This is a genomic window from Pseudomonas sp. PDM20 (assembly GCF_014852575.3).
Lineage (GTDB): Bacteria > Pseudomonadota > Gammaproteobacteria > Pseudomonadales > Pseudomonadaceae > Pseudomonas.
On record NZ_CM181224.1, the window covers coordinates 6410563 to 6424301 of the forward strand.

General features: G+C 66.0%; 14 protein-coding genes. 6 read left to right on the forward strand and 8 right to left on the reverse strand.

Features of this window, described 5'->3' with window-relative positions:
* Positions 1 to 457: 457 nt before the first annotated feature.
* Positions 458 to 1777 carry an MFS transporter gene (locus IB261_RS29495; protein ID WP_081519153.1) on the reverse strand — a complete coding sequence of 440 codons (1320 nt, stop codon included), beginning with the start codon at positions 1775 to 1777 and terminating at the stop codon, positions 458 to 460.
* A gap of 259 nt (positions 1778 to 2036) precedes the next feature.
* Between IB261_RS29495 and IB261_RS29500 the strand changes: the two genes are divergently transcribed.
* Positions 2037 to 2441: an acyl-CoA thioesterase gene (locus IB261_RS29500; protein ID WP_017521585.1), complete on the forward strand. Its 405-nt coding sequence runs from the start codon at positions 2037 to 2039 to the stop codon at positions 2439 to 2441.
* Between the two features lie 52 nt (positions 2442 to 2493).
* Here IB261_RS29500 and betA read toward each other — a convergent pair whose 3' ends face one another.
* The 3 genes from betA to betI all read right to left on the reverse strand — a co-directional run bounded on the left by betA (position 2494) and on the right by betI (position 6417).
* Positions 2494 to 4176, reverse strand: coding sequence for a choline dehydrogenase (gene betA, locus IB261_RS29505; protein WP_192383562.1), 1683 nt, complete (start codon positions 4174 to 4176; stop codon positions 2494 to 2496).
* A gap of 128 nt (positions 4177 to 4304) precedes the next feature.
* Complete coding sequence (gene betB / locus IB261_RS29510; protein ID WP_192225731.1) at positions 4305 to 5777, reverse strand: betaine-aldehyde dehydrogenase; 1473 nt, start codon at positions 5775 to 5777, stop codon at positions 4305 to 4307.
* A 46-nt stretch (positions 5778 to 5823) separates the two neighbouring features.
* Positions 5824 to 6417 carry a transcriptional regulator BetI gene (gene betI / locus IB261_RS29515; protein ID WP_045214133.1) on the reverse strand — a complete coding sequence of 198 codons (594 nt, stop codon included), beginning with the start codon at positions 6415 to 6417 and terminating at the stop codon, positions 5824 to 5826.
* 359 nt (positions 6418 to 6776) lie between these two features.
* On the opposite strand from betI, the gene IB261_RS29520 reads away from it, so the two are divergent.
* On the forward strand, positions 6777 to 7337 hold the full coding sequence (locus IB261_RS29520; protein ID WP_081519150.1) for an HdeD family acid-resistance protein: 561 nt from the start codon (positions 6777 to 6779) through the stop codon (positions 7335 to 7337).
* Positions 7330 to 7500, forward strand: a complete 171-nt coding sequence (locus tag IB261_RS29525) for a hypothetical protein (RefSeq protein ID WP_167523245.1) — start codon at positions 7330 to 7332, stop codon at positions 7498 to 7500. The genes IB261_RS29520 and IB261_RS29525 overlap by 8 nt, the downstream gene beginning before the upstream one ends.
* A gap of 1 nt (position 7501) precedes the next feature.
* On the opposite strand, the gene IB261_RS29530 is transcribed toward IB261_RS29525, so the two are convergent.
* Positions 7502 to 8713, reverse strand: coding sequence for a YeeE/YedE family protein (locus IB261_RS29530; protein WP_192225729.1), 1212 nt, complete (start codon positions 8711 to 8713; stop codon positions 7502 to 7504).
* Between the two features lie 210 nt (positions 8714 to 8923).
* Entirely contained in the window at positions 8924 to 10384 is a 1461-nt protein-coding gene (gene pdxR, locus IB261_RS29535) for a MocR-like pyridoxine biosynthesis transcription factor PdxR (protein ID WP_192383561.1), read from the reverse strand.
* 117 nt (positions 10385 to 10501) lie between these two features.
* Between pdxR and IB261_RS29540 the strand changes: the two genes are divergently transcribed.
* The 3 genes from IB261_RS29540 (at position 10502) to IB261_RS29550 (ending at position 12637) form a co-directional block, all read left to right on the forward strand.
* The gene (locus IB261_RS29540; RefSeq protein ID WP_151188743.1) at positions 10502 to 10951 is read left to right on the forward strand and encodes a GNAT family N-acetyltransferase; all 450 of its coding nucleotides are present in this window, start codon (positions 10502 to 10504) and stop codon (positions 10949 to 10951) included.
* A gap of 12 nt (positions 10952 to 10963) precedes the next feature.
* Positions 10964 to 11644, forward strand: a complete 681-nt coding sequence (locus IB261_RS29545) for a GNAT family N-acetyltransferase (RefSeq protein ID WP_192225727.1) — start codon at positions 10964 to 10966, stop codon at positions 11642 to 11644.
* Between the two features lie 81 nt (positions 11645 to 11725).
* Positions 11726 to 12637 (forward strand): D-hexose-6-phosphate mutarotase, encoded by a 912-nt coding sequence (locus tag IB261_RS29550; protein WP_192383560.1) that lies wholly within the window; start codon positions 11726 to 11728, stop codon positions 12635 to 12637.
* 163 nt (positions 12638 to 12800) lie between these two features.
* Here the strand turns inward: IB261_RS29550 and IB261_RS29555 are convergent, their stop codons facing one another.
* Both IB261_RS29555 and IB261_RS29560 read right to left on the reverse strand, forming a co-directional pair.
* Complete coding sequence (locus IB261_RS29555) at positions 12801 to 13343, reverse strand: DUF3299 domain-containing protein (protein WP_151188746.1); 543 nt, start codon at positions 13341 to 13343, stop codon at positions 12801 to 12803.
* Between the two features lie 85 nt (positions 13344 to 13428).
* Positions 13429 to 13674, reverse strand: coding sequence for a GlsB/YeaQ/YmgE family stress response membrane protein (locus IB261_RS29560; RefSeq protein ID WP_081519143.1), 246 nt, complete (start codon positions 13672 to 13674; stop codon positions 13429 to 13431).
* Positions 13675 to 13739: the final 65 nt, after the last annotated feature.

Sequence of the window (13739 nt, forward strand, 5' to 3'; positions counted from 1 at the left end):
TCAGTCGATCATCAGTCTTACATCACAAGCACCCACACGAATTGCTTGATTCAACTTGTTAAAGAGCAGTTGGTTAAGACTTTCGTCTCAACCGAGGCGCGCATTCTACGCCAACCTCATCTTCCGTCAAGCTTTATTTTTCGAAAATTTCTTTTCTACTCAATCGCTTGTGCTTCAGCGAAGGAAACCTTCTCATCAGCGGGAGGCGCATTCTACAGCGATCAAACTCGCTGTCAACCACCTCGGCGATCTTCTTTTCAGCTCGCTGCCGGAGCAACTAATGAAGAGCGGCAAGTGAATCACCTGCCTGACCGCCACTCTCAACTTCGAATCTCTGTAAGTACTTGATTTTCAAGTTCTTTCAGCGCTTCGTCGCTGGGAGTGGTGCGCATTATAGGGAGTTTAAATCGGCCGTCAACGACTAATTTAAACTTTCTGCAAAAAACTGTCCGGTCGATCAGTTTATGGCCATTCCCTGCCCTACCAACCTGCGCTCCTGGCGCAACAGGTAGGCACCCACCAGCAGGCCAACCACGCACAGCGCCACTACATAATATGCCGGGCCCAGCGGGTCTTCCTTCATGAGGAGGGCAACCACCATGGGTGTCAGGCCTCCGAAGATGGCGTAGGCCAGGTTGTAGGAGAAGGACAGGCCGGTGAAGCGCACCACCGCCGGGAAGGCGTTGACCATCACGTAAGGCACCGCACCGATGACGCCGACGCACAGGCCGGTGACCGCATACAGCGGGAACAGCCAGTCCGGATGCGCCTTGAGGCTGGTGTAGAAGGTCCAGGAGACGACGCCCAGCAGGATGCTTCCATATATAAAGGTGCGGCCCGCGCCGAAACGGTCGGCGAGACGCCCGGACAGGATGCAACCGACGCTCAGGCAGACGATAGCCACGCTGTTGGCCTTCAGCGACGTAGCCGCGTCGAAGCCATAGACGGTCTGCAGCACCGACGGGGTCATCAGGATCACCACTACGATGCCGGCGGACAGCACCCAGGTCAGTAGCATGGACAGCACGATGGCCGGGCGATGCTCACGCACCACCACACCCAGCGGCACCTCATCGGCCAGTTGCTTGCGCAGCTGCAGCTCGGCGAATACCGGCGTCTCGTGCAGCCAGCGGCGCAGGTAGACGGAGAACAGACCGAAGATGCCGCCCAGCAGGAACGGAATACGCCAGGCATAGCCCTGCACTTCCTCGGCGCTGTAGACGCTGTTGATCAGGGTCGCCACCAGCGAACCGATGAGGATGCCCGCGGTCAGACCCGACGTGAGCGTGCCGCAGGCATAGCCCACATGACGATGGGGGACGTGCTCGGCTACGAACACCCACGCACCCGGGACCTCACCACCGATGGCTGCGCCCTGGATGACGCGCAGCAGCAGGAGCGCCAGCGGCGCCCAGATTCCGATCTGTGCGTAGGTGGGCAGCAAGCCCATGATCAGCGTGGGAACGGCCATCAGGAAGATGCTCAAGGTGAACATCTTCTTGCGGCCCAGCAGGTCGCCGAAGTGGGCCATCACCACCCCACCCAGCGGACGGGCCAGGTAGCCGGCGGCGAACAGGCCGAAAGTCTGCAGCTGGCGCAGCCAGTCGGGCATGTCGGCGGGGAAGAACAGCTTGCCGACCACGGTGGCGAAGAACACGAAGATGATGAAGTCGTAGAACTCGAGGGCGCCGCCCAGGGCGGACAGCGAAAGAGTCTTGTAGTCGCTGCGGGTCAACGGACGTGACGCGGGCGCGGCAGGAGCGTTCACAGAAGGCATGGTGCTTGTTATCTCTGCAGGCAAGGAGGCTGCGACCGGCAGCCGCAGGTGCCGCACCATAGCAAATTGCGCGGAGGCGACACAGCGGCCGCGCCCGCGGGAATTTCATCCCATCCTGCGGTCGTCGCGCCGGCCCTCCCTCTATATAATGCGGGGAGGCCGATCAAAAGCTGTCCCAAGGCCTTGCGCCGGCAGGTGTCTTGGGAGAGTTTTTCCATACCCTCACCATGAGTACGCCGGGGGCAAGAGGCCCTTACCTATGATCGAGCTCGAACAAGAAGATCCTATCCCGCAAGGCGACCTGGCCTTGCAGATCACCGCCCTGCCGCGCGAGACCAACGGCTTTGGCGACATCTTCGGTGGCTGGCTGGTGGCGCAGATGGATCTCGCCGGAACCGCCATGTCCAGCCGCATTGCCGGAGGCCGCGTGGCCACGGTAGCCATCGACCGCATGGCCTTCCTGGTCCCGGTCGCTGTCGGCGCGCAGCTCTCCTTCTATACCCAGACCCTGGAAGTGGGCCGCAGCTCGATCCGCATGCTGGTCGAGGTATGGAGCGATGACCCGCTGTCCAGCGAATGGCGCAAGGTCACCGAGGCAGTGTTCGTCTTCGTTGCCATCGACGGTAGCGGGCGTACCCGACCGGTTCCTCCGCGTCGTGGCTGAAAACTGAAAACGCCGGCATTCTCGCCGGCGTTTTCGTTTCTATCTTTCAGAATCAGCGCTGCGGTTTCCCGCGTACCGGTGCACCTTCGGCCTTGAAGTAGTCGGCGGTGCTGCGCGGCAGCGACGGGCGACCGCGCACCTTATCGGCGAGCTTCTCGGCCATCATGATCGTGGTGGCGTTGAGGTTGCCGGTGATGATCAGCGGCATGATCGACGCATCGATCACCCGCAGCCCCTCCATGCCGTGCACCCGGCCTTCGCCATCGACCACCGCCATGTCGTCGTCGCCCATCTTGCAGGAGCAGGACGGGTGGAAAGCCGTTTCCGCGTGCTCACGAACGAAGGCGTCGAGGTCGGCGTCGCTCTGCTTGTCCAGGCCCGGGCTGATCTCGCGGCCGCGATAGGGATCGAGCGCCGGCTGGTTCATGATCTCGCGGGTGATCCGGATGGCGTCGCGGAATTCCTGCCAGTCCTGCTCGCAGGACATGTAGTTGAACAGGATGCTCGGGTGCTTGCGCGGATCACGGGACGTCAAGTTGATCCGCCCGCGGCTGGGAGAGCGCATGGAGCCGACGTGGGCCTGGAAGCCGTGCTCGCTCACCGCATTGCTGCCGTTGTAGTTAATTGCCACCGGCAGGAAGTGGTACTGGATGTTCGGCCACTCGAATTCCTCACGACTGCGGATGAAACCGCCCGCCTCGAACTGGTTGCTCGCGCCCAGCCCGGTACCGAGGAACATCCACTCCGCACCGATCTGCGGCTGGTTCCACCACTGCAGCGCCGGGTACAGCGAAACCGGCTGCTTGCAGGCGTACTGCAGGTACATCTCCAGGTGGTCCTGGAGGTTCTGGCCAACGCCGGGCAGGTCATGCACGACCTCAATGCCCAGGTCACGCAGCAGCGCGGACGGGCCGACGCCGGAGCGCTGCAGCAGTTGCGGAGAAGCGATGGCGCCCGAGCACACCAGCACTTCGCGGCGTGCGCGGACTTCCTTCAGCGCGTTGTCATCGCCATGCAGATAGGTCGCGCCGATGGCGCGCTTGCCGCTGAACAGGATGCGGTCGGTCAGCGCATGGGTGACGATGGTCAGGTTCGGCCGCTCGCGGGCCTGGTCCAGGTAGCCACGGGCAGTACTGGCGCGCCGTCCTTGCGGGGTGACGGTGCGGTCCATCGGACCGAAGCCTTCCTGCTGGTAGCCGTTGAGGTCCTCGGTACGCGGGTAACCGGCCTGCACGCCGGCCTCGACCATGGCGTGGAACAGGGGGTTGTTGCCAGCCTTGGGCGTGGTGACGCTCACTGGACCATTGCCGCCGTGGTAGTCGTTGGGGCCGATGTCGCGGGTCTCGGCCTTGCGGAAGTACGGCAGGCAGTCGAGGTAGGTCCAGTCTTCCAGGCCCTTCTCCTTCGCCCAGCCATCGAAGTCCATGGCGTTGCCGCGGATGTAGCACATGCCGTTGATCAGCGAGGAGCCGCCCAGGCCCTTGCCGCGTCCGCACTCCATGCGGCGGTTGTTCATGTGCGGCTCCGGGTCGGTCAGGTACGCCCAGTTGTAGCGACGGCCCTGCAGCGGGTAGGCCAGCGCCGCCGGCATCTGCGTGCGGAAGTCGGCGCGGTAGTCCGGGCCGCCGGCTTCGAGCAGGAGCACGCTGACGTCGGCGTCCTCGGTCAGGCGGGTAGCCAGTACGTTACCGGCGGAACCCGCGCCGATGATGATGTAGTCGTATTCCTGGGACATGCAGGCCTTCCTCTTTTTCAGGCACGACACCGCCCGCGACGCGTTCGCGCCGGTGTCTGCGTGTTGGGGATGGCCGGTGGTCAGGGAGTCATGCCTGCGACCGGCCTTTCATGGCTCGATCGCGGCGATCAGAACACCGAGGTGTAGTCGCCCAGCTCTACCTGTACGGATTTGATGCGAGTGTAGTGAGCCAGGGTAGTCAGGCCGTTCTCACGACCGACACCCGATTGCTTGTATCCGCCAACCGGCATCTCGGCCGGCGACTCGCCCCAGGTGTTGATCCAGCAGATGCCCGCTTCCAGGCGGTGAATCGCCCGGTGCGCGCGGGCCAGGTCCTGGGTCACGACGCCAGCGGCGAGACCGTACTCGGTGTCGTTGGCGCGGCGGATGGCCTCGTCTTCGGTGTCGTAGACGAGGATGCTCATGACCGGCCCGAAGATTTCCTCGCGGACGATGGTCATGTCGTCACGGCAGTCGGTGAACACGGTCGGCGCGACGTACGCGCCCTTGCCGAACTCACCCTGGGTGACGCGCTCGCCACCGCACAGCAGACGGGCCTTCTGTTCCTTGCCGGACTCGATGTAGGAGAGAACGCTCTCCATGTGCGGGAAGCTCACCAGCGGGCCGAAGTTGGTGTTTTCGTCCTGCGGGTTGCCCAGGCGGATGCGCTTGACGCGCTCCAGCACCTTGGCCTCGAAGCGCGCCTGCAGGTTGCGCGGGATGAACACGCGGGTACCGTTGGTGCAGACCTGGCCGGAACTGAAGAAGTTGGCCATGACGGCGATATCGGCGGCACGGTCGAGGTTGGCGTCCTCGAAGATGATCAGCGGCGACTTGCCGCCCAACTCCATGGTCACTTCCTTGAGCGAGGAGCTGGAAGCGCTGGCCATGACCTTCTTGCCGGTGGAGGTGCCACCGGTGAAGGAAATCTTCTCGATCAGCGGGTGTTCGGTCAGCCACTGGCCGACTTCGCGGCCGCTGCCGGTGAGCACGTTGAACACGCCATCGGGCAGGCCGGCCTGGGTGTAGACCTCGGCCAGCTTCAGCGCGGTCAGCGGGGTGACTTCGCTGGGCTTGAAGATCATCGCGTTGCCCGCGGCCAGGGCCGGGGCGGATTTCCAAAGGGCGATCTGGATCGGGTAGTTCCAGGCGCCGATGCCGGCGACCACGCCCAGCGGCTCGCGGCGGGTATAGACGAAGCTGGTGTCGCGCAGCGGGATCTGTTCGCCCTCGATGGCGGGCACCAGGCCGGCGTAGTACTCGAGCACGTCGGCGCCGGTGACGATGTCGACGAAGCGGGTCTCGGCCAGCGGCTTGCCGGTGTCGAGGGTTTCCAGCTCGGCGAGCTCGTCATTGCGCTCGCGGAGGATGTCCACGGCGCGACGCAGGATGCGCGAGCGCTGCATGGCGGTCATCGCCGCCCAGACTTTCTGCCCTTCCACCGCCGCCTGCACGGCGCGCTCGACGTCTTCCTTCGAGGCGCGTTGTACCTGGGCGAGGACTTCACCGTTGGCCGGATTGATGGTCTCGAAGGTGGCGCCGCTGGTGGCTTCCACGTAGCGACCGCCAATGTAGAGCTTCTGTACTTCGAATCGAGCCATGGTGCGGTGGTCCTCTCTTGTCGGTGTCAGCGCAAGGCTGCGCCCGCTATCCGGGGCGCTTGGCCAGTTGTTGGTCGAGGTAGTCGTAGGCAATCGCCAACGCCTGCTCGGTGTCGAAGGCATCGCCCGAGAGCGCGCCCCGCAGCCAGAGGCCGTCGATCAGCGCGGCCAGGCCGCGAGCGGCGCTGCGGGCCTGGGCCAGCGGCAGTTCGCGGCGGAACTGGCTGCACAGGTTCGAATACAGCCGGTGGTCGTTGATCCGCTGCAGTCGGCGCAGCGCCGGCTGGTGCATGCTGGTCGCCCAGAACGCGAGCCAGGTTTTCATGGCCGGGCCGTTGACCTGGGAGCTATCGAAGTTGCCGGCGATGATGGCCCGCAGGTGCGAGCGCGGTTCGTCGTTGCGCAAGGTAGCGCGGCGCTCGGCGACAGCCTTGCTCAATGCCGACATCAAATGTCGCATCGTCGCTTCCAGCAGCCCGTTCTTGTCCTGGAAGTAGTGGCTGATGATGCCGTTGGAGACCCCCGCCAGGCGGGCGATCAGGGCGATGCTGGCGTCGCTCATGCCCACCTGGTCCACCGCCTCGAGGGTCGCGTGGATCAGCTGGGAGCGGCGAATCGGCTGCATACCGACCTTGGGCATTTTTCAATCTCCTCTTCGCCGGACGTACCTGTGCCGTCCGGCGATAATGTGGGCCAGTCTATTCGTTTTTTATTGAACGCTCAATCAACTAAGAATATGCTGCGTTGCATCAAGTCCTCCGAGGCGCCCGCATGGCGGGGCCCGTACCGTTCATCGCTACGCCACCGGCAAGGATCGCAGAATCCGCGCCGGATGTGTCGCAGCCGCTCTCCCCGGTGACGTCGCCTGACGGCACCTGCCCGTTGCGACGGGCCCTTCACAGCCCGGCCCGTGCCGGGCTTTCTTTTGCCCCACGTCAGGGCCCGCGCCGCGCACCAGCGACTATGGTTTCAGCCATACCCCTCGCGAGGATCGCCGCCATGTCGCAACACCCGCTCTGGCAAGCCCTGGGCCGCCACTGGAAATGGATCGCCCTGCGCGGCGTCGCTGCCTTGCTGTTCGGCATCCTGGCTATGGTCTGGCCGGGCATCGTGCTGACCGTGATGGTGCTGTTCTTCGGCGCCTACGCGTTCGTCGACGGCCTGTTCACGCTGATCGCCGCCGCACAGATGCGCGAATCCGGCCGGCCGCTGTGGCCGCTGGTACTGGTGGGCTTGCTGGGTATTGCCGCCGGGCTGATCGCCTTCCTCTGGCCGCAGCTGACCGCGCTGGGCCTGCTGATGCTGATCGCCGGCTGGGCGCTGGTGATGGGCGTGCTGCAGATCATCGCCGCAATCCGCCTGCGCAAGGCGCTGCAGAACGAATGGTGGCTGGGGCTTTCCGGCGCGGTATCGGTGCTGTTCGGCGTGCTGATGATCGGCAATCCGGGAGCCGGGGCGATCGCCGTGGCCTGGGTGATCGGCGCCTACTCGGTGTTCTTTGGCGCCCTGCTCATCATGCTCGCGCTGCGCCTGCGCAAGACCTCGACCTTCAATGCCTGAGGAGCGGGACTGGTGCCTGCTGCGCCTGGACGACAACGGCAACCGCTTCGTCATGCGCCGCCAGCTGAGCCGTGCCGAGGCCGAAGCCCTGGCGCAGGACTACCAGGCCCGCGGCCACCGACAGACCTACTGGGCGGAGCGCGAGACGCCCCGCCCAGCCTGACTCAGCAGCCGGTCAGGCGCGCTTCCACGCGCTCGGCGGGGAAGAAGATCGGGCGCAGACGCACGCCCACCGCGTTGCCGAAGAACGCCGCCACCAGCCACAGCCAGCCGTGCAGGCTGCCGGAAGCGATGCCGCTGAAGTACGCGCCGATGTTGCAGCCGTAGGCCAGGCGCGCGCCGTAGCCCAGCAACAGGCCGCCGATGACTGCTGCGATCAGCGAGCGCGCCGGGATCTTCAGACTCGGGGCGAAACGGCCGGCGAGACCGGCAGCCAGCAGCGCGCCGATCATGATGCCGAAGTCCATCACGCTGGTGACGTCCTGCCAGACCGGCGCGGCGAGCGCCTTGGCATTGGCTTCGACCTGCCAGAAGGCCCACTGGTCGACGGCGATGCCGAGGCTCTCGAACGCCTTCGCGCCCCACAGGGCAAAGGCCGAGGTGACGCCCCACGGACGCCCGGCCAGCGCCAGGGTGGCGAAGTTCAGCAGCGCCAGCGCCACCGCGCCCCACACCAGCGGCCAGGGGCCACGGAAGAACCGGCCGATGCCCTTCTCGCCATTGCTGGCGATCAGCTCCAGCACGCCATGTCGGCGTCGCTCCAGCACCACGCTGACGGCGGCGATGGCGGCGAACAGCGCGAGGCTCAGCGCCAGCGCCGGGAACAGACCCAGCGACTGCACGATGGAGGTCGGCGGCAGCGACGGCAGGGCGAACCACCAGCCGATATGGTGGGTGGCGACCACCGAGCCGACGATGAAGAACAGCAGCGTCACCAGCATCCGCGCGTTGCCGCCACCGACAGTGAACAATGTGCCGGAGGCGCAACCGCCGCCCAGCTGCATACCGATGCCGAAGATGAAGGCGCCGACGATGACCGACGTACCGGCCGGCGACACCAGCCCCTTCACCGGTTCGCCGAACAGCGTGCCGGCGGCCAGGGCCGGGAAGAACAGCAGCACGGCCAGCGCCAGCATCACCATCTGCGCACGCAATCCGGCGCCACGGCGTTCACGGATGAACACGCGCCAGGCGGAAGTGAAGCCGAAGGCGGCGTGGTAGAGCGTCAGCCCCAGCGCGCCGCCGACCAGGAACAGCAATGCCTGCCGGCCGCTCACCACCTGGGCGAGGAACAGCGCGCCCGCCAGCAGCAGGAGGAAGGCGACCCAGGGCGCTGTTGACTTGCGCTCGGGAACGGTGGACAGGGCTAGGCTCATGGCGACTCCGGGGCATTTTCGGGAGGGGCGATATTCTAGGGAGCCTAGTGCCTCCCGCCAACTTCGTAAGGCAGCTAAGGAAATAGCTGGGAGTTACAAGCCTCCGGAAAACCCCCAGCCGACCGTAGGGCGCATAACGCCCCAAGCGTTATCCGCCGCCTCGATTGCCGCGAAGCCCGGATGGCGGATAACCGTAAACGGTTATCCGCCCTACGTTCGAGCCCAAGCCTCGCGCAGTGCCTTGAGTGCCTCGGCGATCCGCGCCTCGGGTACTGCGGCAAAGCCCAGCACCAGTCCGGCACGCTGATCCGCTGGCTCGCTGGACTCCGGCAACCAGTAATCGCTCAGGGCGTTCACCTCTACGCCAACCGCCGCCGCGCGCTGCACCAGTTCCAGCTCGCGTTCGCGGCTGTCGACGCGCACGCACAGGTGCAATCCCGCCTCGACAGCTGGCATCGGCGCGCACCCAGCCACCTCCGGCCAGCCGCGCAGCAGCGCGTCGCGACGGCTGCGGGCGGCGCGGCGCATCCGGCGGACGTGGCGCTGGAAGTGTCCTTCGGCGATGAAGTCCGCCATCACCCGCTGGGTGCCGACTTCGGAATGCCGCACATCTAGCGCACGGCGGCGGGCGAAGGCCTGCGCCAGTGCCGGCGGCACGACCAGGTAGCCCAGGCGCAGCGCCGGGAAGGCGATCTTGCAGAAGGTGCCGACATAGAGCACGCGGTCATGGCGATCCAGCGCCGCCAGCGGCATCAGCGGCGTGCCGCTGTAACGGTACTCGCCGTCGTAGTCGTCCTCGACTATCCAGCCACCGCTGCGCTCGGCCCACTCCAGCAGCTCCAGGCGCCGCGCCAGCGACAGGGTCACGCCGGTGGGGTACTGGTGCGACGGCGTGACGTAGACCAGCCGGCAGTCCGGCAGCTGTTCCAACTGCGCCGTGCACAGGCCATCGGCATCCACCGGCACACCGTGCAGGCGCGCACCCGCCGTGGCGAATGCATGGCCGGCGGCGCGGTAACCGGGGTTCTCGATGGCCGCGCCGTCACCTTCGGCGAGCAGCACCTGGGCGCACAGCGCGATGCCCTGCTGGGCGCCGCTGGTGATGATGATCTGCCCGGCGTCGCAATGCAGACCACGGGTGGTGCGCAGGTAGGCGGCGACCAGTTCGCGCAGGCGCTGCTCACCGGCCGGGTCGCCGTAACCCAGGCAATCCAGCGGCGGATCGCGCCAGAAGCGCGCCTGCAGCCGCGCCCAGGTATCGAAGGGGAAGAGGTCGAAGGCCGGCACGCCGACCCGGAACGCCCGTGGCGCGCCGGTGGGCGGCAGCGGCAGATGGTGCCGCGCGAGGCGCTCCAGCGAGGGCGCATCCGGGCTGCGGGCTTCGCTGCGAACCGCATCGACCGAGGGCTGAACCCGCTCCGCCACGTAGGTGCCATCGCCCGTGCGGCCTTCGATGTAACCCTCGGCGTAGAGCTGCTCGTAGGCGCGCACCACGGTATTGCGGGAAACCCCCAGCGATGAAGCCAGATCACGGCTGGCCGGCAGCCGCGAGCGCGCCGCGAGACGACCATCGAGGATGCGCTCGCGCAACGCCTGAAACAGCTGCACGCCCAGCGGGCGGGCCGGATCGAGACGGATACCGGAAGGGTTGAAAGGCAACGGGACGCTCATGGAGAAGCCTACCAGGACGACGGCAATGGTTCCCTTGATTTCACCATGAATGGCTCTTTAGCAGAACCAATTCCCGACCTAGTCTGGAAGCATTCCAACGCACACAAGGTTGTCAGCATGTCTTCCGCCGTCGAGATCCGCCCGATCAGCGCCGCTGATCACACCGCCTGGCTGCCGCTCTGGCAGGGCTACCAGCGCTTCTACAAGACCACCATCGACGAGGCCACCACAGCCGTCACCTGGCAGCGCTTCCTCGATGCGGCCGAACCGATGCACGCGGCCCTCGCCTGGCGCGATGGCGTGGCCATCGGCATGGTGCACTTCATCTACCACCGTTCCTGCTGGACCCAGGGCGACTACGTCTACCTGCAGGACCTGTTCGTTGCCGAAGGCCAGCGCGGCGGCGGCATCGGCGCGCAGCTGATCGAGCACGTCTACGCCGACGCCCGCGCCAATGGCGCCTCGCGGGTGCACTGGCTGACCCACGAGAGCAACACCGACGCCATGTTCCTTTATGACCGGATTGCCGACCGCTCCGGGTTCGTCCAGTACCGCAAGATCCTCTGAGCCGGAGCGCCCATGAACGAACAACCCCTGCTGAACTGGCGCCCCGCCGCCAGCCCGGAACGCCGTACCCTGACCGGCCGCTACGTCAACCTCGTAGCGCTGGACGTCGCCCTGCATGGCGACGACCTGTGGCAGGCACTGCAAGGTCCGGATTCCGACCCGCTGCTGTGGGACTACCTGCCCTACGGCCCCTTCCCCGAGCGCGCGCCTTTCGACGCCTGGCTGGCGGGCAACGCAGCGAGCAACGATCCGCTGTTCTTCGCCGTGATCGACCGCACCAGCGGCCGCGCCGTCGGCCTGCTCAGCTACCTGCGGATCTTCCCGAAGGACGGCAGCATCGAGATCGGCCACATCGCCTACGGCCGCGTGATGCAGCGCTCGCCGGCCTCCACCGAGGCGGTCTACCTGCTGGCGCGCTGGGCCTTCGAGATGGGCTACCGCCGCCTGGAATGGAAGTGCAACGCGCTCAACGCCCGTTCCATGCGTGCCGCCGTGCGCCTGGGCTTCGTCTTCGAGGGCACCTTCCGCCAGGCCACGGTGGTGAAGGACCGCAACCGCGACACCGCGTGGTTCTCCATCATCGACAGCGAATGGCCGCGCTGCCAGCGGGCCTTCGAAAGCTGGCTGGACGCCGCCAACCTCGATGCCGACGGCCAGCAGCGCGAACGGCTCGAAGCCTTGCGCCAGAGCTGATCTTTTCATTCTCCGGGAACTGCCCGCTGCGCGAAGGATCGGTGATACTGAAACTTTCGCAGCGCAGTCCCGGAGACCCCCATGAGCAGCGACATCCAGACTCCCCGCGTCGAGCAGGTACAGATCGATCAACTGTCCTGCTGGCGCATCCACACCGCCCATGGTGAAGCCCTGATCGCCCAGCAGGGTGCGCAGCTGCTCAGCTACCAGCCCCACGAACAGCCACCGCTGGTGTGGCTGAGCGAGACCGCCGAGTACCGCCACGGCCAATCCGTGCGCGGCGGCGTGCCGGTGTGCTGGCCCTGGTTCGGCAACCTGGACCGCAACCCGGTGGACATCCGCACCGCCTACCAGAGCGACAAGCCGCCAGCCCACGGCCTGGTGCGCGCCCTCCACTGGCAGCTGGACGACATCGCCGACGAGCAGGGCCAGCTGTCGGTGCATTTCAGCTATGACGCCAGCCATGGCCTGCCCGGCTGGGCGCACTCGGCGCGACTGGAGCTGGTGATGCGCTTCGGCGAACGCCTGACCCTGGAAATGACCACCCACAACCTCGGCGACAAACCGCTGCCGCTGACCCAGGCGCTGCACACCTATTTCGCCGTCAGCGACTGCCGCCAGGTGAGCATCGAAGGCCTGCAGGGCAACCGCTACCTGGACGCCATGGAGAACTGGGAGGAGCGCCAGCAGCACGGCCTGATCCGCTTCACCGGCGAGACCGACCGCGTCTACCTGGACGTGGAGAAGACCCTGGTAATCCAGGACCCGCTGTGGGAGCGCGGCATCCACGTCAAGGCCGGCGGCTCGCGCTCGGCGGTGGTGTGGAACCCCTGGATCGACAAGGCCGCGCGCCTGTCGCAGATGCCCGACGATGCCTGGACCGGCATGCTCTGCATCGAGACCGCGCGGGTGATGGACGACGCCATGAGCGTGGCGCCGGGGCGCAGCGAGACCATGACCGTGGAAATCTGGGGCGAGCCGCTGAAGGCCTGATGGCCCCATGCCCGACGGTCAACGCCGGTATTTACCTGTAGCAGCGGGCCATGCCCGCGAACCCGCACAACGCCGGCGGCATCCGGGAAATCTGTTCGCGAGCAAGCTCGCTCCTACAAGGGAGCCGCCGGCTACGTAGCAAAGAGCTTCGAGACGGGGGTACTTAAAGGTCGCTCTCTTCCACCGGCCGCACCTTGGCGTCGTCGATGGCGTAGGCCGCGTCGGCCAGGTCATTGCTGACCTTCTCCACCTTCAGCGTGCCGCTGACCCAGATCGGGTTGTAGATATCGTCGATCTGGATGCCCTTGGGGTAGCGCACCAGCACGATCTGGTTCGGCGGCGGCGGCGGCACGTGGATGCAGGCGCCCGGGTAAGGCACCAGGAAGAACTCGGTGACACGGCCCTTGGCGTCGTTCTCCAGCGGCACCGGGTAGCCGCCCAGGCGCAACGCTTTGCCGTTCAGCGCGGCCACGGTTCTGGTCGAATACATCACCTGCGGCAGCTTCTTGTCGGACTGCTTCAGCCCGCCCTTGCTGGTGAAGGTGCCGTTGGCCTCGGGGCCGTTGTGGGTGATTTCCGGCATGTCCTCCAGCGCCTTGCGGTCGCTCGGCGGCATCAGGGACAGCCAGTCGGTTTCGGGAAGTTCGGCGGCGGACGCCAGGGAAGTCAGCAGGATCAGACAGCAGGCGAGCAGTGGTCGGCGCATCGTGGACTCGAAGGGCCCGGTCGGGCACAGGCGGCAGGGGCTTCCTGCGCCCTCCCCCTGGGCGGGAGAGGGGCGGAAATCACCGTCAATTCTTCTTGATCAGGCCGTAAATGACCAGCAGCACGATGGCGCCGATCACCGCGCCGATGAAACCTGCCGCCTGACCGGCCGCGTAGATGCCGAGCGCCTGGCCGCCGTAGGTCGCCAGCAGCGAGCCGCCGATGCCGATCAGGATGGTCATGATCCAGCCCATGCTGTCGTCGCCCGGCTTCAGAAAGCGTGCGATGAGTCCGACGATCAGGCCGATGACGATGGTTCCGATGAAGCCCATGACAGTCCCTCCTTGTGGGATGTGCGCGGCGTATTCGCGCGTGTCATGGGACAGTGTAGGAAAGC

Bases quoted from the DNA above. Each gene is read 5' to 3' on its own strand.
- IB261_RS29495 (WP_081519153.1), bottom strand. From the start codon at position 1,777: ATGCCTTCTGTGAACGCTCCTGCCGCGCCCGCGTCACGTCCGTTGACC.
- IB261_RS29500 (WP_017521585.1), top strand. From the start codon at position 2,037: ATGATCGAGCTCGAACAAGAAGATCCTATCCCGCAAGGCGACCTGGCC.
- betA (WP_192383562.1), bottom strand. From the start codon at position 4,176: ATGTCCCAGGAATACGACTACATCATCATCGGCGCGGGTTCCGCCGGT.
- betB (WP_192225731.1), bottom strand. From the start codon at position 5,777: ATGGCTCGATTCGAAGTACAGAAGCTCTACATTGGCGGTCGCTACGTG.
- betI (WP_045214133.1), bottom strand. From the start codon at position 6,417: ATGCCCAAGGTCGGTATGCAGCCGATTCGCCGCTCCCAGCTGATCCAC.
- IB261_RS29520 (WP_081519150.1), top strand. From the start codon at position 6,777: ATGTCGCAACACCCGCTCTGGCAAGCCCTGGGCCGCCACTGGAAATGG.
- IB261_RS29525 (WP_167523245.1), top strand. From the start codon at position 7,330: ATGCCTGAGGAGCGGGACTGGTGCCTGCTGCGCCTGGACGACAACGGC.
- IB261_RS29530 (WP_192225729.1), bottom strand. From the start codon at position 8,713: ATGAGCCTAGCCCTGTCCACCGTTCCCGAGCGCAAGTCAACAGCGCCC.
- pdxR (WP_192383561.1), bottom strand. From the start codon at position 10,384: ATGAGCGTCCCGTTGCCTTTCAACCCTTCCGGTATCCGTCTCGATCCG.
- IB261_RS29540 (WP_151188743.1), top strand. From the start codon at position 10,502: ATGTCTTCCGCCGTCGAGATCCGCCCGATCAGCGCCGCTGATCACACC.
- IB261_RS29545 (WP_192225727.1), top strand. From the start codon at position 10,964: ATGAACGAACAACCCCTGCTGAACTGGCGCCCCGCCGCCAGCCCGGAA.
- IB261_RS29550 (WP_192383560.1), top strand. From the start codon at position 11,726: ATGAGCAGCGACATCCAGACTCCCCGCGTCGAGCAGGTACAGATCGAT.
- IB261_RS29555 (WP_151188746.1), bottom strand. From the start codon at position 13,343: ATGCGCCGACCACTGCTCGCCTGCTGTCTGATCCTGCTGACTTCCCTG.
- IB261_RS29560 (WP_081519143.1), bottom strand. From the start codon at position 13,674: ATGGGCTTCATCGGAACCATCGTCATCGGCCTGATCGTCGGACTCATC.